Source organism: Nocardioides sp. ChNu-153 (assembly GCF_030466625.1).
Taxonomy (GTDB): Bacteria; Actinomycetota; Actinomycetes; order Propionibacteriales; family Nocardioidaceae; genus Nocardioides.
Window position 1 is genome coordinate 1 of sequence record NZ_JADEVT010000017.1, and the last position, 17,974, is coordinate 17,974.

Genomic DNA, 17,974 nt, shown 5'->3' on the forward strand with positions numbered 1-17,974 from the left:
GGCCGCGGGCCGGGCGGGCGAGACGCCCGGGCGCCACAAGCCGCAGCTGCCCGCCGCCCCGGCGCGCCCCGAGGCCGGCCCGGCCCCCTCGGGCGCCCGGCGCGTGCTCGCCGCCCAGCAGAACGACCGGATCGAGGAGGTCAAGGCCGGCGTCCACGCCCAGCTGCTGCAGCAGCTGGGCCCGCAGCTGTACGACGCGAAGATGGACCAGGCCGAGCTCGACGCCCGGGTGCGCTCGGTCCTGCACGACGTGCTGGCCACGCAGGAGCGGCCGCTGAGCAACGCGGACCGCGTGCGGGTCACCCAGGAGATCAGCGACGACATCCTCGGCTACGGCCCCATCGAGGTGCACCTGCGCGACCCCGAGGTCTCCGAGATCATGGTCAACGGTCCGCACCAGGTGTGGGTCGAGCGCAGCGGCCGGATCGTGCCCGTGGAGTCGACGTTCGTCGACGAGGCCCACCTGCGGCGCATCATCGACAAGATCGTGTCGCGGCTCGGTCGACGCGTCGACGAGTCCAGCCCGATGGTCGACGCCCGGCTGCCGGACGGCAGCCGCGTCAACGCCGTCGTGCCCCCGCTGGCGATCGACGGGTCCGCGCTGACGATCCGCAAGTTCGCGGCCGACCCGCTGACGGTCGACGACCTCATCGCGTTCGGCTCGCTGACGCCGCGCACGGCGGACTTCCTCGAGGCCTGCGTGCGGGGTCGCCTCAACATCATCGTGTCGGGCTCGACGGGCGCCGGGAAGACCACGACGCTCAACGTGCTCTCCTCGTTCATCCCCAGCGACGAGCGCATCGTGACGATCGAGGACGCCGCCGAGCTGCAGCTCAAACAGGATCACGTCGTGCGCCTGGAGTCGCGGCCGCCGAACGTGGAGGGCAAGGGCGAGGTCTCCATCCGCGACCTCATGAAGAACAGCCTGCGCATGCGCCCCGACCGCATCATCGTCGGCGAGGTCCGCGACGCCTCGGCGCTCGACATGCTGCAGGCGATGAGCACGGGCCACGACGGCTCCATCGCCACCGCCCACTCCAACGGCCCGCGCGACACGCTGTCCCGGATCGAGACCATGGTGCTGATGGCGGGCATGGACCTGCCGATGCGCGCCATCCGCGAGCAGATGGCCTCGGCGATCGACCTGATCGTGCACCAGACCCGCCTCAAGGACGGCTCGCGCCACATCACCCACATCACCGAGGTGGAGCGGATGGAGGGCGACGTCGTCACGCTCCAGGACATCTTCGTCTACGACCACGGCGCCGGGTTCGACGCGACGGGTCGCTCGCTGGGGCGCCTCAGGTCGACCGGCCTGCGGCCGAAGTTCCTGGAGAAGATGACGTACCACGACGTCACCGTCGACCCCATGCTCTTCGCCATGGACAGGTTCTGATGCCCCACCCCCGCTCCCTCCCGCGGGCCGCGACGCTGACCGGCGCCGTGCTGCTCGGCGTGCTCGCGCTCGGCGCGGCCCCCCCGTCCGCCGGCGCGGCCGAGCCGGGCGAGGTCTCGATCGACCTGATGGAGGCCGGCGAGGACTCGCTGCGCGTCCTCGTCTCCCTGCCCGACGGCGCCGTGGCCGACCTGGACGAGGTCGCGGTCACCCTCGACGGCGAGGACGCGGAGGTGGCGGCCTCCGTCGCGGGCGACCAGGTCCGTCGTACCGCCGTGCTCGCGATCGACACCAGCACCTCGATGGCGGGCGAGCGGATCGAGGCCGCCGAGGCGGCCGCGCGCACCTTCGTCGCGTCGGTCCCCGACGACCTGTTCGTCGGCGTTGTCACGTTCGACGGCGAGGCGCGCACCGTCCTGCAGCCCACCCAGGACCGGGCGGCGGCCACCGCGGCCGTCACCGACCTGGAGATGGACGAGGACACCGCCCTGTACGACGGCGTCCAGGCCGCCGTCGCGCTGACCGGCACCGAGGGCGCCCGGCAGGTGCTCCTGCTCTCCGACGGCCAGGACAGCGTGGGCGGCTCGCTGCCCGCCGCGGTCGAGACGCTGCGCTCGTCCGGCGTGCGCGTCGACGCCGTCGCGCTCGACGACGACGCCTCGCCGCAGGCGCTGACCGACCTCGCCGTCGCGTCCGGCGGCACGCTGGTGGCCGCCGACCCCGACAGCCTCGCCGGCGTCTTCGCCGGGCAGGCGGAGACGCTCGCCAACCAGCTCGTCCTCGACGTCACCGTCCCGCCGGGCGTGGACTCCGCGACGGCGCCCATCGCCGTCAGCGTCGGCACGACGGGGGGTCAGGCGCTCGCGGCCTCCGCCCTCGCCCCGCTCGGCGACCTCGGCTCCGCGGCGGCCCCGCAGGGCCCCGACCTCGCCGCGGCACCGTCCTCGGGCTCCGGCACGACGCTCCCCTCCTGGGCCATGTACGCCGGCGTCGGCGTCTTCGGGGTCGGCATCCTCGGCGCGCTCGCCCTCGCCGCCGCGCCCCGGCGCCGGGGACCGATGACCGCGGAGGAGCGGGTCACGACGTACACCGAGGCCGTCCGCGCCACGAGCCCCGGCCGCCCGGCGGAGAGCACCCGACGCGACCCCGACGCGGCCCTCACCCAGGCGAAGGACGCCGCCACCCAGGTGCTGCGACGCAACCAGGGGCTCGAGTCGGCGATCTCGGCCCGCCTCGAGGGCGCCGGCAGCGCGCTCAAGCCCGCCGAGTGGCTGCTCGTGCACGTGGCCGTGTTCGTGGGCGCGGGCATCGTCGGACTGCTCGTCGGCGGGGGCAACCTGCTGATCGGCCTGCTGTTCCTGGCGGCCGGGGCGGTGCTCCCGTGGGTCTACCTCGGGCGGCGACGGACGAAGCGGCGCAAGCGGTTCGACTCCGCCCTGCCCGACACGCTGCAGCTCATGTCCGGCGCCCTCTCCGCGGGCCTCTCGCTGGCCCAGGCCTGCGACACGATCGCGCGCGACGGCCAGGAGCCCGTCGCGAGCGAGTTCAAGCGGGTACTGGTGGAGACACGCCTCGGTGTGGGCGTCGAGGACGCGTTGACCGACGTGGCCGACCGCTTCGAGAGCAAGGACTTCCGATGGGTGGTGATGGCGATCCGCATCCAGCGCGAGGTCGGCGGCAACCTGTCGGAGCTGCTGCAGACGGTGGCGGGCACGATGCGCGAGCGGGAGTACCTGCGCCGCCAGGTGCAGTCGCTGTCGGCGGAGGGGCGGATGTCGGCCGTCATCCTGGCCGTGCTGCCGCCCGGGTTCATGCTGTTCCAGCTGGTCGCCCAGCCGGCGTACATCATGCCGCTCTTCGTCGACCCGCGCGGGTGGGTGGTCCTCGGGGCCGGTGTGCTGCTCCTGGCCCTCGGGGTGTTCTGGATGAGCCGCATGGTCAAGGTGGAGGTCTGAGATGACGATGCTCCTCGTGCTCGGCGGGGTGCTCCTCGCCGCCGCCCTCGTCGTGGCCTGGCTGGCCGTCGGACGCGCCGAGGCCGAGGCCGGGGGCATCACGCGCTCGCTGGCCCTCCTCGAGGCCATGGGTAGCGCCCCGGACGAGCTGAAGCAGGACGTCGACAAGTCGTTCGACGAGCGCGTGCTGACACCTCTCCTCGAGCGCTTCAACCGGGTCGGGCGCCGCCTGACGGGGGGCGAGTCCCGGGGGCGGATCCAGCGCAAGCTCGACCTCGCCGGAGGACCCGTGGGCTGGACGGTCGACAAGGTCGCGTCCAGCAAGGTGGGCGGTGCCGTGGCCGGCTTCGTCGGAGGGTGTCTGCTCGCCCTGCTGCTGAGCCCCCGGCCTGCCCTGGCCCTCCTGCTCGTCGTCGGCGCCGGCGTGCTCGGCTTCTACGCCGTGGACCTCTGGCTCTACCAGCGCGCCTACGACCGGCGCGAGCGGATGCAGCGGGACCTGGCGGACGCCATCGACCTCCTCACCATCAGCGTCGAGGCCGGCCTGGGCTTCGACGCCGCGCTGCAGCAGGTCGCGCGCAACACGGACGGGCCGGTGGCCGAGGAGTTCGCCCGCATGCTGCGGGAGATGCAGCTGGGCAAGAGCCGGCGAGCGGCCCTCGAGGCACTACGCGACCGGTCGCCGATCGAGGACCTCAACGCATTCGTCGGGGCCCTCGTGCAGGCCGACGCCTTCGGTGCCCCCATCGGCCAGGTGCTCCGCACCCAGGCGGGCGAGATCCGCGTGAAGCGCCGTCAGCACGCCGAGAAGCGGGCCCAGCAGGTGCCCGTCAAGATCATGGTGCCGCTCGTGCTCTTCATCCTCCCGTGCCTGTTCATCGTCGTCATCGGGCCGGCGGCCCTGTCCATCATCGACTCGGGATTCGGTGGCTAGGGGCATCACCCGTCCCGCGCCCGTCCACTTCGCGACGGGCGCCCTGACCCGTGTGCTCGGCCTCGTCACCATCGGGGTCCCCGCGGTCGTCGCGGGCGACACCGACGGCCTCGTCGTCGTGATGGCCTTCGCCGTCATCTGGGCGGTCGCCATCACCCTCTCGGCGACGACGCGCATCCCCGTCCTCGCCGCGCTGACCGCCGAGGCGGTCGCGGTCTCCGCCGCCTGCGGCTTCGCCCTCGACCGCACGGGCCTCATCCACGCCGCCGCGCTGGCGGTCGTCCCGTTCCTCGGTGGCCTGCGAAAGGGCGTCCGGGGGTTGGTCCTGGTGATCCTCGTCCAGGTGGGGACGCTGCTCAGCGTCGTCGCGGCCCTCGTCGGCACCGTCGACGCGGGGCTGCTGGCACAGCTCGTCGCGGGGTACGTCGTGGCCCTGGGGCTGGGCCTCCTCGGCTGCTTCGTGCGCAACGCCCAAGCCTCGAGCGAGGAGCTGACGCCCTACCGCGACGCTCGCGTGCTCCTGGAGCAGCTGCTCGAGCTCTCCGACGTGCTCGACGCCGGGCTCGACGCGCCCTCGATCGGGGCCCGGGTGATCTCCGCGTTCCAGGATGCAGTCCCGGCGACCAGGGTCTCGCTGTGGGTCGTGGTCGACGGGGAGATCCGGCCGCTCGTCACGGGCTCCCTCCTGGAGGCCCCCGACCACGGCTCCCGCACCGCCGCGGACGCCCCGCTCGATCTCACGCAGGTCCTGTCGAGCGGCCGTCCCGTCGTGCTGGGAAGCCGGTTCGCCGTGCGCCCCGTCGGGGTGGCGGGACGGGCGGTGCTGCTCGAGGGCGAGTGCTCCCCCACCCTGCCGACGACCCGGCGCTCGCTCGAGCAGCAGCTGCAGGCCGCTGCGGACGGGCTGCGGCGGCTCACCGCCCAGCTCGACACCGCGCTCATCTTCGGCGAGGTCAACCTGGCCGCGACCCGCAACGAGCGGCGGCGGCTGGCCCGCGAGATGCACGACGGCGTGGCCCAGGACATCGCGTCGATGGGCTACCTCCTCGACGCCGTCGCCGCCGGGGACCTGCCCGACGACGTACGTCCCCAGGTCGAGCTGCTGCGCGCCACGATCAGCCGCGTCGTCAGCGAGGTGCGGGCGTCCGTCACCGCGCTGCGGATGGACGTCGACGCCAACCAGAGCCTGGGTGAGGCCATCTCGGGCCTGGCCCGACGACTGAGCGACTCCTCCGGCATCTCCATCCGCTGCACCGTCGACGAGCGCACGGCCCGCCTGCGCCCCGAGGTCGAGGCCGAGCTGCTCCGCATCGCCCAGGAGGCGATGACCAACGCGGTCAAGCACTCCGAGGCCTCGGAGATCGACGTCGAGTGCCTCGTCGACGCACCCCGTGCCCGCATCGTGGTGCGCGACAACGGGCGAGGCCTGGGGCCCCGCCGGGCGGATTCGCACGGCCTCACCATCATGCGGGAGCGGGCCACGCTCGTCGGCGCGTCGCTGACCATCGACAGCAGCCACCTCGGCACCGTCGTCTACGTTTCCCTCGGGTCGCGCCGCGGCGCGATCCGAGGAGCACCGGAAGGAGCACTGTCATGACCGCACACCCCGACGAGGTCCGGTCCGGCGTCCCCGGGGAGGCGGCGGGTGAGGCCATCCGGGTCGTGCTGGTGGACGACCACGAGCTCATCCGGGCCGGCTTGGCCGCCGCGTTCATGCGCGACCCCGGCATGCGGGTGGTCGGCCAGGCGGGCTCGGTGACGGAGGCGCTGGACGTCATCGCGGCCACCGAGCCCGACGTCGTCGTCACCGATCTCCAGCTGCCCGACGGCACCGGCATCGACATCGTGCGCCGGTGCCGGGGCGACTCCGCCGAGATCGGCCTCGTGCTGCTCACGATGCACTCGGGCGACGACCAGATCTTCGCGGCCATGGAAGCGGGGGCCTCCGGGTTCGTCGGCAAGGACGCCCCGGCGGCCGAGGTCGTGCGGACCGCTGCCCACGCCGCCCGCTCGCCGCGCACGTTCGTGTGCGCCGGCCTGGCCCAGGCCATGGTGCGCCGCATGTCGGGCGAGTCGACGCGGCTCTCCGAGCGCGAGCACGACATCCTCGTGCTGCTCGCCGACGGCCTCGGCACCCAGCAGATCGCCCGCCGGCTCCACGTCAGCGAGTCGACGGCGAAGTCCCACATCGCCCGGATCTACCAGAAGCTCGGCGCCACGAACCGCGCCCAGGCGGTGGTGACGGCCATGCGGATCGGGCTGCTGTCCAGCGTGCAGCCGCCGCGCGCCTGAGAGCGCCGGCGCCACCGCTGCGGACACCGAGCCCGCACACGGGTGTCCGGTAGGTCGCCCGCGCGCGCCAGGGGCGGGACCTAGGTGGTGGGACCTATGGCCCCCCGGTCGGTGAAGGGGCGGGACGTGGGCCGAAGGTCCTAGTCATTCCGCGTCAGCGAGGTGCGGACGTTCACTCGATGTCCCGGGGGGTCGTCGCGTCGCAGGATTGGGTCAACGCCGGGGAGACCCGGTCGAACCCCCGAAGCTCCACCTCCCCGAAAGGCACCCCCATGATCGAGTTCCTCTCCATCCTCCTCGGCGCCCAGAAGTCCAAGATGGACCAGCGCGGCGCCTCCGCCGTCGAGTACGGCCTGCTCGTGGCCCTCATCGCGGTGGCCATCATCGCCGCGGTGGTCCTCCTCAGCGGCTCCATCTCCGGCATCTTCACCAAGGCCAGCAGCTCCATCAAGTGACCTGAGCTCGGCTGGAGCGGGGCGGACCACACCCGGTAGGGGGTCCGCCCCGCTCTGCATTTCCGAGCGGAGACGACTCGAGTGAGGCCACGTTGAACCCACCACGGAAGCCTGCCACGCGCCGCGACCAGCGCGGCGCCACGAGCGCCGAGTACGCGCTCCTCGTCTCGCTCGTCGCCGTCGCCCTCATCGCCGCAGTGCTGGTGTTCGGCGGCGCCGTCGACGGCCTCTTCGACACCTCGGGCTCGCGCGTCTCCGACCTGCCCTAGTCCCGGTCCCATCCCCGCGCCACCGCGATCCGCTCCATGGTCGTCGGGTGGCTGCCGAACCAGAACTGGCCCCAGGTCGACGGCGTGGGGTCCGCGACGGCCCGGACGGCGAGCTCGCGCTGCAGCGCCACGAGCGCCTCCGGGGCGTCGGTCGTCTCCAGGGCCACCACGTCGGCCCGCCGCTCCACCTGCCGGCTGATGCCGTTCTGCACGGGCGCCACCAGGACGGTGCCGACGGCGAGCAGGGCCAGCACGAGCGGCACGACGGCCGGGTCGGCCATGCCGGAGGCCCCGCCCCGGCGGCGCAGGGCCGGCGTACCGACGAGGGCGGCCAGCAGGCCGACGCCCACCACCGCGCCGGCGGCACCGAGGGCGGTGCCGACCGCGACGTCGTGGTTCTTCGCGTGCGCCAGCTCGTGGGCGACGACCGACAGCAGCGCCTCGCGCGGCAGCGCCTGCACGGCCGTGTCGTAGAGCACGACCCGGCGGGTCCCGCCCAGGCCGGAGACGTAGGCGTTGAGCGTCGTGGTGCGCCGCGACGCGTCGGCGACGAGCACGTCGTCGACGGGGACGCCCTCCGTGGCGGCCACCTCCTCGATCTGCGTGCGCAGCTCGCCGGCGGGCAGGGGCGTGAAGTCGTTCGACAGCGGCTCGACGAGCACGGGGTAGGCGAACGAGCCCAGACCCACCAGCACGGCCGCCAGGCCCGCGGCCACCCCGGGCCACGCCCGGGGCCACCGCCGGGCGCAGGCCACGACGACGAGGAGCACGACGGAGGTGCCGACCACGTTCACCCCGACACCCGTGGCCACGTCCCGCAGGTAGTCGCCCCACCCCTGCGTCGAGAGCCCCTCCGAGACCCGCCGCCGCCACAGGGCGATGCCGAACGGCAGCGTCACCAGCCGGCCGATGACCGCCAGCGCCAGCACGCCCAGGGGCACCTGCACGCACCACGGCCCCGGCAGGCGACGGACGAGCGCCGCCCCACGTCGGCCGAGCCCCAGCCACAGGGCCAGGAGCGTCGACACGGCCAGCGAGGTCCAGCTGACCGCGCGGCTGTAGGCACCCAGCGCCTCGCCCCGTGCGACCTGCTCCGCGCTCAGCACGGTCGTCGGGTCGACCGGGTCCGGCACTCCCCCGGGCACCGGGTGCCACGGCACCAGCAGGGCGGCCAGGGCCACGAACGCGACCGCGCCGACGGCCGCCACCACCAGCCCGGTACGACGAGACCCCCGCTCCCGCGCGGGTGCGCGGAGGGCGGGGGTCTCGGTCACGACGGCCAACTGTGCCAGCCGACGGCAACTGCCGCGGCGGCTCAGCCCGGGCGGACGGCGCCGGTGTAGGGCATGGAGCCGACGCCGGCCACGGCCACGCCGGAGCGCGGGTTGGCGGCGTGCACGATCTGGCCGCCGCCGATGTAGATGCCCACGTGGCTGATCGGGCTGTAGTAGAAGACCAGGTCGCCGGGCTGCAGCTCGTCGCGGCCCACTTTGCGGCCCGAGCTGTACTGCGCGGACGACGAGTGGGGCAGCGAGACGCCGGCCTGGGCCCAGGCCATCGAGGTCAGGCCGGAGCAGTCGAAGGCGTCCGGGCCCGAGGCGCCGTACACGTAGCTGTCGCCGACCTGCGCGAGCGCGTACTGCACGGCGGCGGCGGCGCGGCCGGAGACGGGCACGTCGGGGGCGCCCGCGGCGATCTCGGCGGCCTCGCCCGGGTCGGTGGTCGTGGCCTCGGCCGCGAAGATCTCGGCCTGCTCCTCGGCCTCGAGGCGCTGGAGCAGCTCCTCGGCCTCGGCGACGTTCGCGTCGATCTCGCGGCTCTCGGCCGCGGCCTGCTCCTCGATCGCGCGGATCTGCTCGACGCGCTGCTCGGTGGCCTCGCGACGGATCTCGAGGGCCTGGAGCTCGGTGGTGTAGGTGTCGACGATGCGGCCCTGCACGTCGTTGTACGACGCGATGGTCGACATCTGGGCGAGGAAGCCGGCCGGGTCGTCGGAGAGCGCGGCCTCGGCGAGCGGCGAGACGCCGGTGCCCTGCGACTGGGCGACGACGGCGTCGGCGACCTGCTCCCGGACCGTGGCGAAGCCGGCAGCCCGGGCCTGCTCGTCGGCCTGCAGGAGCGCGAGCTCCTCGGTCAGCCGCTCGAGCTCGAGCTCGGCGTCGTTGCGACGCTCCGCGGCCTGCTCGGACGCGTGGTAGAGGTCCTCGACCTGGGCCCGGACGTCGTCGACGTCGGGCTCGGCCTGGGCCGGGGTGCTCGGCAGGAGGGAGATCCCCACCACCGCTGCGGCCGCGAGGCCGACCTTGATCCGCTTCCGTCCGTCGAGCACGAGCGGGCGCTCTCCTCACAACGTCGTACGCCTACCAGGTGAGCTGACGGGTTCGGGCACGACTTGCCCTACACGCACTCCCCACCACCGGTCGGCGGCGGCTCGTGCGCGATTCACCCCAGGGAGACCGGGTCCCCGGCTCCGGACCACCGCGAGATGGGCCGGACTCGGCGCGGCGTCCGCGCGGACCTGGTTGGACCACTGCCACGGACGCCTCGGGCGAGGGTAGTCGCGGCCTCCGCGACCCGGCAAACCGCCCGTCCACGGGCGCGACGTGGCACGGATCACACCGGGCCCGACGGGCCGCCGGCCCCTCAGCCCGTCTCGACGTCGGGCCCGGTCAGGGGCGTGACCATGCGCAGCGGCGGCACGAGCCCGCCCGCGGCGAGGGTCTCGAGCGCGCGGCGCTCCTCGACGTCGAAGCCGGTCGTGGGAGGCGGCCCCAGCAGGGCCGTCACCACGCAGTCGTGACAGTGGAGCCCGCGGACCTGGCAGGTGTCACAGTCGATCGTCGTCATGTGCCGGGACCCTGCCGGTGGCCACCGACATTTCCCGTCCGGCCCCGCCCGGGACCGCCCCGGCGACCCCCGTCGTGGCCCCTGCCGCCTCACCCACCGGCGTCGCGGCGGGTCGCGCCGGGCGCCACGTGGCCGCGGCCACGAGCAGGTCGGCGACCGTGTGCACGACCCGCGCGAGCAGCGCCACGGCGGTGGCCATCGGCAGCCCGGTCAGGGGCGAGAGCACCGCGACGAAGGTGGCCTCCCGCGCCCCGAGCCCGGCCGGCGCCACGACGACGAGCACGCCCGCGACGTACCCGAGGGCGAACGCCCCCGCGAGCGCGGCGAGGGAGCGCGGGGACCGGTCCTCGACGAGGAGCAGCAGCGCCAGCGCGTAGGCCGTCCAGGTCAGCGCCATCAGCCCGACGACGGCGAGGGGCTCGCGCCACCCCACCGCGAGGTCGGCGCCGGCGGCGCGGCGCAGCAGCCGGCGGCTCACCGCAGGCACCAGGCCGAGCGCGCAGCCCGCCGCGGCCAGCACCCCCAGCCAGCGCGGTCCCGGCGCCGGGGCCAGGTCCGCCGCCACCAGCACCCCGCCGAGCAGCCCCGCGGTCAGCAGGTGGATGCCCGTGAAGACGAGCGCGGTCGTGATCGTGACGCGCACCGGCACGTGGTGACGGGCGGCGAGGCGCGCCTGGACACCGATGGCCCACACCGCCCCGGGCACGTACTTGCCGAGCTGGCTGGTGAAGAAGACCGACCGCGCCTCGCGGGGCGGCACGGCGTACCCGAACGCCGCCAGCGTGCGGCGCCACACCACCGAGGTGGCGAGCAGCCCGACGCAGGTCAGCAGGACGGCGCCGGCCAGCGGGACCGGGTGCACGCGGCGCACGGCGTCGCCCACCTCGTGCCAGCGGCCGTCCAGGCTCCACGCCGCGCACCCGAGGACGACGGCGAGGAAGAGGAGGCGGACGGCCCAGGCCCGCGCCCGGCCGGCGCTCACGCGGCCCGGGCGGCGGGGGCGAGCCGGAGCAGCGCCGTGCGCGTGGGGTAGGGCAGGGTCGGGGTGCGCCCGCGGGTCCACGTCACGCTGACGGTGTCGCCCAGCACGGCCCGCACCTCGTCGATCGCGTCGCGGTAGCGCTCCCGGTCCACGTTGTCGACGACCACGACACCGCCCGGCGCGACGCGGTCGACGGCCCGCAGCAGGCACGCCTCCCGGGCCCGCCCGTCCACGACGACGAGGTCCAGCTGGCCGGTCACGTGGTCGACCTCGGCGACGTAGTCCGCGAAGTCGAGGTCCTCGAACCCCCGCTTGCGCGACGGCACGACCTCGCGGGTGAGGCGGGTGCGCGCGTCCCGCGGGGGTACGACGCGCAGCTCCGCGTTGGCGGGCAGCACCCGCTCCATCGCGCGCGCCCACGCGGCGTCGTGCTCGATGGAGACGACTTCGGCGCAGCGCGCCGCGAGCCACACCGTCGAGGCGCCCGACCCCCACTCGAGCGCCCGGGCCCCCGGCCGCTCCCGCAGGAAGGCGTCGACGGCGTCGGCGGCCTCGAAGGTCCACCAGGGCACGTCGTGGCGCACCAGCTCGTCGAGGTCGTAGATCGACAGCCAGGAGCGCACCCACAGACCCGTCCGCGAGCGCGCGGCCCACCGGTCGAGCAGGCCGAGCAGCCCCGTCACCCGCAGCACGCCCCGCAGCGCCCGCAGCACCCGCACGTAGAGACCCTTCACGTCACCCGTCACCTCCTGCGCCGCCGGCGCCGCCGGTCAGCTCCATCGTCAGCAGGCGGGGACGGTCGTCCCCGCCCCCGTCGTCCGCGTACCCGTCGGCCCCGCCCTCGCGCTCGAGCGCCACCACGACGCGGCCCTCGCCGTACGCCGCGAGCACGGAGCCCGGCACCGTGGCGACGAGCGCGCCGCCCTCGACCCGGGCGTCAAGCTCGGTGCCGTTGACCAGCACGCGGATGCCCGCGGCGTCGGTGAGGCCGACCCGCAGCACCCGCTCACCGGTGCCGGGCAGCGTGAACCCGACCTCGGCGCGCTCGCCGTCGAGCCGGATGCCGGGCTGCGCGGTGTGCGCCGTCCAGCCCCCCAGCTCGAGGTCGCCGCCGTCGCCGCCCGGCCCGAAGGTGAGGAACGACCCGTCGTGGTCGGGCAGCACGAGCTCGCACCGCGCGAGCCGGTTCATCACGTCGCGCTCCGGGAGCCCCAGCAGGGTGCCCACTCCCGGCAGCGGCCCCGGGCGGTCCACCCTCGCCACCTCGGTGCAGTTCGTGCCCGGGCGACGCGGCCCGGCGGTGACGGCCCAGAACTCCGTCGGTCCCAGCGCCGGCCCCGCGACCGGGTCGGTGCCGCGCACGTCGGCGTACGCCGAGAGCGGGCCGATGAGGTCGACGGCACAGTTCTCGTCGCCGTCGAGCGAGCGGCGCAGCGAGCGGCGCTCCTCGTCGAGCGCGGGCGAGCACGTCACCCAGCCCGCGGGCACCGAGGGGGCGAGCTCGCGCACGCTGGTGCGCCAGTAGTCGGAGTCCGCGGCCTGCGCGACGCCGTACGACGGGAGGGTCGCGAACGTGTAGCCGTAGGGGTGCAGGCGGAGCTGGTCGAGCGTGGGCGCGACGAGGCCCACGACGACGAGCGCGAGCAGTGCCCCGGGCAGGACCCGGGGCCGCACCCGGGACGGGCGGGCGGGCGCCGCGGTCTGCGCGGCCTCCCGGGCCCGCGCCGCCCACCCGACGAGCGCGGCGACGGCCAGCGTCGCCAGCAGCGCCATCGCGGGCACCATGAACAGCAGCTGGCGCAGCCCGTTGTAGAGGTTCGACTCGCGCACGACGGCGAGCAGCGGCAGCGTCCACGCCTGCACGCCCACGAGCAGCCAGGCGCTGGTGGCGGTGTCGCCGGCCGGCAGCCGCAGCCCGGTGAGCACGCGCCGCAGGGCCACGACGCTCCCGGCGAGCACCAGCACGAGCAGCAGCAGCGGCACCTCGCCGACGAGCAGGGCCGGCACGTAGAACCACTCCCCGCGCGCGTCGTCGAAGCGCGACGACGACGCGGCCGACTCCCACAGCGTGGTGAGCGGCGTCGCGAACACCGCGGGGTAGACGGCCAGCAGCACCAGCCACGCCGCCACCGGCGTCGTGGCGAGCACCCAGGGAGCGGACCGCAGCGGCGCTGCCGACCGCAGGCGCGGGTGGAGCACGACGGCGGCCGCGACGTGGCTGGCCACGAGGGTCGGCCAGATGCCGGGCCTCGTGCCCAGCGCCAGCACCCACCCGGCGAGGACGAGCAGCGCGGCCGGCAGCACGAGCAGCACCGCGGCGGGCACGCCGTACCGGGCCGTCCCGGCCCCGCGTGCCCGGGTGACGAGCAGGACGAGGCCGGCGGTCACGAGGGTGCAGCCGGTCGCGACGGGCACGTCCTTGACGTTGAACATCGCGTGCCCGGTCCACATGGGGATGCTGCCGAGCACCGCGGCGGCGACGAGTCCCCAGCCCCACGAGCGCAGGAGGACGCGGGCGGTCAGCGCGACGGCCGCCGTGCCGACGAGGGCGATCGTGACGACCACGAGGTGACGCACGGCGTAGGCCTCCCCCGTCGCGACGACCTCGCCCGGCCCCTCGAGGCCGGCCAGCACGACGGCGGCGTGCATGAGCAGCGCGGTCACCGGGGCGTAGACGTAGGCCTGGTCCTCCCAGGCCCCGGGCCGGTCGCCGTCGAGGTCGCCCTCGAGCAGGTACCACCCGTGCTCGAGGAAGCTGCGCATCCGCGCCACGTGGTAGGTCTCGTCCCACGAGACCCCCGTCTGCCAGGCGCCGAGGACCGCGACGACCGTCGTGGTCGCCACCACCAGGGCGGCCACGGCGAGCAGCGGCCGGGGCACCGGGGGTACGGCGGGCCGCGGCGCCGCGGGTGCGTGCGGGGCGCGGGGGCGGTCGACGACCTCGGTCACGCGGGGCGCTCGGCCGCGGCCGGCACCGCCGACCCGACGGGAGCAGGCGCCGGTGATGCGGGGGCGTCGACGAGGCGGCGCGCGTCGTACGTCGGGCGGACGCTCGGCGCGGGCGCCGTCTGGTGCCGCGCGTGCACGACGAGCTCGGCGAGCAGGCCGAAGAGCAGCAGCTGGAGGCCCACGAGCACCAGCAGCACGCCGGCCAGGAGCAGCGGACGGTCGCCGATGGTCGCGCCGGTCAGCACCTTCAGCACCGTGAGGTAGCCGAGGACGAGGGTGCCCAGCCCGAGGGCCGCGCCGCCGATGCCGCCGAACAGGTGCGAGGGCCGGTTCTCGTACGAGAGCAGGAAGCGGATGGTCACCAGGTCGGCGAACCCGCGCCAGAAGCGGGCGAGGCCGTACTTGCTCGACCCGGACATCCGGGGGTGGTGCTCGACGGCCACCTCCGCGACCCGGTGCCCGAGGTCGTGCGCGACGACGGTGAGGTAGCGGTGCATCTCGCCGTACAGCATCGGCGCCACGTCGGCGGCGACCTCGGCGCGCATCATCTTGAAGCCCGAGTTGAAGTCCTTGCCCGGGGCGCCGGAGAGCACGGCGGTCGTGCGGTTGTAGAGCCGCGACGTCGTGCGCTTGACGAACCGGTCGCGGCGCGTGAGGCGCGCGCCGGTGACGAGGTCGGCGCCGGCCTCGAGCGCGGCCGCGAGCTGCGGGAGCTCGGCGGGGTCGTCCTGGCCGTCGGCGTCCATCATGACGACGACGTCGGCGCCACCCTCGAGCGCGCGCTCGAAGCCGCGGCGCAGCGCGGCGGCCTTGCCCATGTTGTGGCGCAGCATCTCGAGCTCGACGGCCGGGTGGGCCGCGGCGAGCTCGCGCATCACGGCCGCGGTGTCGTCCGTGGAGCCGTCGTTGACGACGAGGACGCGGGCGTCGGGCGAGAGCGCAGCGGCGTGGTCGACGACGCGCGGCACGAGGACCCGGAGGTTCTCGGCTTCGTTCAGGGCAGGGATGACGACCCAGAGCAGCACGATGACCTCCCGGTCGGACGACGGACCAGGCCGTTCTCGCGTCCGCACCTGAACGGCAGCCGAACCCGGCGCGTCACGGGCGTGCAGATCCCCCGAACCCCTGCATCCGGAGCGCCGGCGGCCGATCATGACCGCATGAGTGCCGTGACCTCCATCCGCCAGCGCACGGCCGCGTGGGCGGTGGCTCTCTTCGTCGGTCTCGTCCTCTGCTACGGGGCCACGAGCGACCGGTCCGGCACGAGCGTCGACGTCGCATCGGCTTCGCTGGCCTCCTGGAGCATCGCCACGACCGGGGACCCGTGGGTGGAGGACGTGGACCTGGCCGGGATCGGACTGGAACGCGCCGGCACCGACGACGTCGCCGACCTCGAGCAGGCGCTGTTCATCGGCGAGGCGCCCAACGGCCATCGCGTGCCCCACCGCAGCCCGGGTGTCATCGCTGCGGGCGTGCCCGCCTACGTCGTCGCGGCGGCCGTCGGGGTCGACGAGTTCTCCTTCGTCCCGCAGGCCCTCACCGCGGCGCTCCTCACCGCCAGCGCCATGACGCTCTTCTTCCTCCTCCTGGCCGGGCCGGTCGGCCGTCCGACGGCGGCGCTCGCGACCCTCGTCCTGGCCCTCGGCACACCGCTGTGGTCCGTGGCCGGGAGCGCGACGTGGACCCATTCCGTCACCGTCGTCGGCATCGTCGGCCTCGCGTGGGCGGCCCGTCGCGAGGCGTGGTGGCTCGCGGGGACCTTCGGCGGGGTGGCCGTGTGGGGTCGGGCCCACACGGCGCTGATCGTCGCCGCGGTGGGCCTGGGACTGGCGTGGTCCCGCCGGTCGCCCCGTGTCGCGCTCGTCATCGGTGGCGTGTCGGGCGGCTTCCTGGCCGCTGCGAGCATCTGGACGAGGTGGGCCTACGGGTCCTGGTCGCCGCTCGGCGGCTACCGGAGCCGGACCGTCGCGCTGGGCGCCGGTGAGGACGGTTGGTGGGCCACCGCCGTGAACCACCTGGGTTTCTGGGCGTCTCCCGATCGGGGGCTGCTCGTGTGGACGCCACTCCTGCTGCTGCTCCTCCCGGCGGTCGTACGGTCCTGGCCCCGGCAACCGGACTGGGCGCGTTGGCTGGCACTGGGCGGGCTCGGGTACCTCCTCGTCCAGGGGCAGCTGAACGTCTTCCACGGGGGCGACGCCTTCTGGGGCTATCGACTCCCCCTGGAGACGCTGGCCTGCGTGGCGCCGCTCTACGCCCTGGCGGTCCCGGATGCCGGTAGGTGGGCACGGGCGGCCCTCGCCCCCGTCATCGGTCTCCAGGTGGCTGCCGTCTCGCTCGGCGCCGTCTTCGACCTGGGCGGGATGAGCCAGGCCGATGCGTGGCGTGCCAACGCGTTCGTCCACGCGCTCGTCGAGCAGCCCCTCGTCGTCGCCACGTGGACCGGTCTGGTGGTCGTGGTCTGCTACCTGGCGGCCGGTGTCCTCACCGGACGAGCAGCCCGGCCAGAGCCACGGCGTCCATGACGGTCGCCCCGGCGCGGCGCACGTCGCGGGCGACGGCCTGGTCGCTCGTCACCACGACGACCACGCGCCCGGCCGGCTCGAGGGCCACGAGGTCACGGATGACGTCGTCGGCGATCACGTTCTCGGGGCTGAAGGCGACGCGCACCCCACGCGGCGCCGCCACGACCGGGCGCACGGGCGAGGACGCGGCGTCGAAGACGACGGTGGTCTCGGCCCCGGTGCGGGCCACGACGGGGGCGAGGCCGTTCACGAGGCGCATCCGCTGCACCTCGAGCGAGGCGCTCCCCCACGTCTGCTTCGTGACGTTGTAGCCGTCGACGAGCAGGCGGGCCCGGGGCATGGACAGAAGCTGCTCCAACAGGGCGGGGCTGCCGGTGCCCATGGCCCCGGCCGCCGAGGTCGTACGCGTCCCCTCGGCGGCCATCGCGGCCTCCAGCCGCTCGCCCGGGGTGCCCTCGCTGGGCGGGAGGGCGAGCTCGCGCTGCAGGCCCTGGGCGGCCGCGGTCAGGGTCTCGAGCAGCAGCCGCGTGCGGACGGTCGCGGCCTCCCGGCCGGCGCGGGCGCCCGACCGCTCGTCGGTACGGCGGGACGCGAGCTCGGCCTGCAGCTCCTCGACCTGCTTGCGCAGGCGGCGGACGTCGCCCTGGGCGGCGGTGGTCGCCGAGCCCGCGCGCGCCTCCACGTCGGCGAGGCCCGACCGGGCGACCTCCGCCTCGGCGCGAGCCGTCCGGGCCTCCGCCCGGGCCTCCCCCAGCTTGCGGCGCAACGCCGTGTTCTCGGCCCGCGCCGCGTCGAGCTGCTCCTTGGCCTCGTCGCGCTGGCGGACCAGCTCGTCCTCGAGGTCGGCGACACGACGCTCCAGGCGGTCGCGGTCGCGGACGTCCTGCTGACGGTTCGCGTCCTCGAGCGACGCCGCGTGGCGGGCCAGCGCGGCGCCGTACGGCTCCTCACCGCCCTCGGGGCGCAGCAGCCAGAGGAGGGCGGCAACGTCGAGGGGGTCGAGCGCCCCGAGCTCGTCGGCCGCCCCCTCGGCTGCACCGGTCGCCGCGACCAGGCGCCCGACCTCGGCCAACGGGCCCCGCGCGGCGACCTGGGTGCCCACTCGCTCCCGCAGGTCGGGATCGTCGAGGAGGGCCGCCAGGATCTGCGTCCCGCCCAGCCGCGCGCGCCGCTGCGGCGTGAACGCGGCCACCGGTCGCAGCGCCGGCGGCAGGACGCCCACCGCGGGCAGCACCTGGGCGGCCAGCTGGCCCACCCTGGCGCGCACCGGATCGGGCAGCGGTTCCCACGGCGGGGGGAGGTCGGGCCGCTCGGCCGGTGCGTCGTCGGGGGTCATGGCGTCCTCGAGCCTAGTGCCGCGACGGACGGCCCGT

Annotated in this window: 16 protein-coding genes and 1 riboswitch; of the genes, 8 read left to right on the forward strand and 8 right to left on the reverse strand. The window is 75.1% G+C overall.

All coding sequences use genetic code 11. The features are described 5' to 3' along the window. The 7 genes from INN71_RS16195 to INN71_RS16225 all read left to right on the forward strand — a co-directional run. Nucleotides 1–1,396: CpaF family protein (locus INN71_RS16195; RefSeq protein ID WP_367619046.1), on the forward strand; the 1,396-nt coding region annotated here is incomplete at its 5' end. After that, on the forward strand, nucleotides 1,396–3,351 hold the full coding sequence (locus tag INN71_RS16200; RefSeq protein WP_277499070.1) for a type II secretion system F family protein: 1,956 nt from the start codon (nucleotides 1,396–1,398) through the stop codon (nucleotides 3,349–3,351). The genes INN71_RS16195 and INN71_RS16200, both read left to right, overlap by 1 nt. 1 nt (nucleotide 3,352) lies before the next feature. Further along, nucleotides 3,353–4,285, forward strand: coding sequence for a type II secretion system F family protein (locus INN71_RS16205; protein WP_277499072.1), 933 nt, complete (start codon nucleotides 3,353–3,355; stop codon nucleotides 4,283–4,285). Then, on the forward strand, nucleotides 4,278–5,882 hold the full coding sequence (locus INN71_RS16210; protein WP_277499074.1) for a sensor histidine kinase: 1,605 nt from the start codon (nucleotides 4,278–4,280) through the stop codon (nucleotides 5,880–5,882). The genes INN71_RS16205 and INN71_RS16210 overlap by 8 nt, the downstream gene beginning before the upstream one ends. Next, nucleotides 5,879–6,577, forward strand: coding sequence for a response regulator transcription factor (locus INN71_RS16215; protein ID WP_277499076.1), 699 nt, complete (start codon nucleotides 5,879–5,881; stop codon nucleotides 6,575–6,577). Before INN71_RS16210 ends, INN71_RS16215 begins: the two co-directional genes overlap by 4 nt. Before the next feature lie 272 nt (nucleotides 6,578–6,849). Then, nucleotides 6,850–7,032, forward strand: coding sequence for a Flp family type IVb pilin (locus INN71_RS16220; protein ID WP_277499078.1), 183 nt, complete (start codon nucleotides 6,850–6,852; stop codon nucleotides 7,030–7,032). A 92-nt stretch (nucleotides 7,033–7,124) separates the two neighbouring features. Continuing rightward, on the forward strand, nucleotides 7,125–7,301 hold the full coding sequence (locus INN71_RS16225) for a Flp family type IVb pilin (protein WP_277499080.1): 177 nt from the start codon (nucleotides 7,125–7,127) through the stop codon (nucleotides 7,299–7,301). Here the strand turns inward: INN71_RS16225 and INN71_RS16230 are convergent. The 7 genes from INN71_RS16230 to INN71_RS16260 form a co-directional block, all read right to left on the reverse strand. Next, nucleotides 7,298–8,575: a M48 family metallopeptidase gene (locus INN71_RS16230; protein ID WP_277499082.1), complete on the reverse strand. Its 1,278-nt coding sequence runs from the start codon at nucleotides 8,573–8,575 to the stop codon at nucleotides 7,298–7,300. The genes INN71_RS16225 and INN71_RS16230 overlap by 4 nt on opposite strands. Before the next feature lie 41 nt (nucleotides 8,576–8,616). Beyond that, on the reverse strand, nucleotides 8,617–9,630 hold the full coding sequence (locus tag INN71_RS16235; RefSeq protein WP_277499084.1) for an NlpC/P60 family protein: 1,014 nt from the start codon (nucleotides 9,628–9,630) through the stop codon (nucleotides 8,617–8,619). 12 nt (nucleotides 9,631–9,642) lie between these two features. Further along, nucleotides 9,643–9,813: riboswitch (cyclic di-AMP (ydaO/yuaA leader) on the reverse strand. A gap of 131 nt (nucleotides 9,814–9,944) precedes the next feature. Then, entirely contained in the window at nucleotides 9,945–10,148 is a 204-nt protein-coding gene (locus INN71_RS16240; RefSeq protein WP_277499085.1) for a hypothetical protein, read from the reverse strand. Then, complete coding sequence (locus tag INN71_RS16245; protein WP_277499086.1) at nucleotides 10,129–11,130, reverse strand: lysylphosphatidylglycerol synthase domain-containing protein; 1,002 nt, start codon at nucleotides 11,128–11,130, stop codon at nucleotides 10,129–10,131. Before INN71_RS16245 ends, INN71_RS16240 begins: the two co-directional genes overlap by 20 nt. Then, nucleotides 11,127–11,864, reverse strand: a complete 738-nt coding sequence (locus INN71_RS16250; protein ID WP_277499088.1) for a class I SAM-dependent methyltransferase — start codon at nucleotides 11,862–11,864, stop codon at nucleotides 11,127–11,129. The genes INN71_RS16245 and INN71_RS16250 overlap by 4 nt, the downstream gene beginning before the upstream one ends. Nucleotide 11,865: 1 nt before the next feature. Further along, nucleotides 11,866–14,079, reverse strand: a complete 2,214-nt coding sequence (locus INN71_RS16255) for a hypothetical protein (RefSeq protein ID WP_277499089.1) — start codon at nucleotides 14,077–14,079, stop codon at nucleotides 11,866–11,868. Continuing rightward, complete coding sequence (locus INN71_RS16260) at nucleotides 14,076–15,104, reverse strand: glycosyltransferase family 2 protein (RefSeq protein WP_277499092.1); 1,029 nt, start codon at nucleotides 15,102–15,104, stop codon at nucleotides 14,076–14,078. Before INN71_RS16260 ends, INN71_RS16255 begins: the two co-directional genes overlap by 4 nt. Before the next feature lie 135 nt (nucleotides 15,105–15,239). Here INN71_RS16260 and INN71_RS16265 point away from each other — a divergent pair, with 135 nt between their 5' ends. Continuing rightward, nucleotides 15,240–16,601 (forward strand): hypothetical protein, encoded by a 1,362-nt coding sequence (locus INN71_RS16265; protein ID WP_277499095.1) that lies wholly within the window; start codon nucleotides 15,240–15,242, stop codon nucleotides 16,599–16,601. Here INN71_RS16265 and INN71_RS16270 read toward each other — a convergent pair. Continuing rightward, nucleotides 16,561–17,937: an NYN domain-containing protein gene (locus INN71_RS16270; protein ID WP_277499096.1), complete on the reverse strand. Its 1,377-nt coding sequence runs from the start codon at nucleotides 17,935–17,937 to the stop codon at nucleotides 16,561–16,563. The two genes, INN71_RS16265 and INN71_RS16270, sit on opposite strands and share 41 nt — an antisense overlap. Nucleotides 17,938–17,974 lie beyond the last annotated feature (37 nt).

Bases quoted from the DNA above. Each gene is read 5' to 3' on its own strand.
- INN71_RS16220 (WP_277499078.1), top strand. From the start codon at position 6,850: ATGATCGAGTTCCTCTCCATCCTCCTCGGCGCCCAGAAGTCCAAGATG.
- INN71_RS16240 (WP_277499085.1), bottom strand. From the start codon at position 10,148: ATGACGACGATCGACTGTGACACCTGCCAGGTCCGCGGGCTCCACTGT.
- INN71_RS16205 (WP_277499072.1), top strand. From the start codon at position 3,353: ATGACGATGCTCCTCGTGCTCGGCGGGGTGCTCCTCGCCGCCGCCCTC.
- INN71_RS16270 (WP_277499096.1), bottom strand. From the start codon at position 17,937: ATGACCCCCGACGACGCACCGGCCGAGCGGCCCGACCTCCCCCCGCCG.
- INN71_RS16200 (WP_277499070.1), top strand. From the start codon at position 1,396: ATGCCCCACCCCCGCTCCCTCCCGCGGGCCGCGACGCTGACCGGCGCC.
- INN71_RS16215 (WP_277499076.1), top strand. From the start codon at position 5,879: ATGACCGCACACCCCGACGAGGTCCGGTCCGGCGTCCCCGGGGAGGCG.
- INN71_RS16265 (WP_277499095.1), top strand. From the start codon at position 15,240: ATGAGTGCCGTGACCTCCATCCGCCAGCGCACGGCCGCGTGGGCGGTG.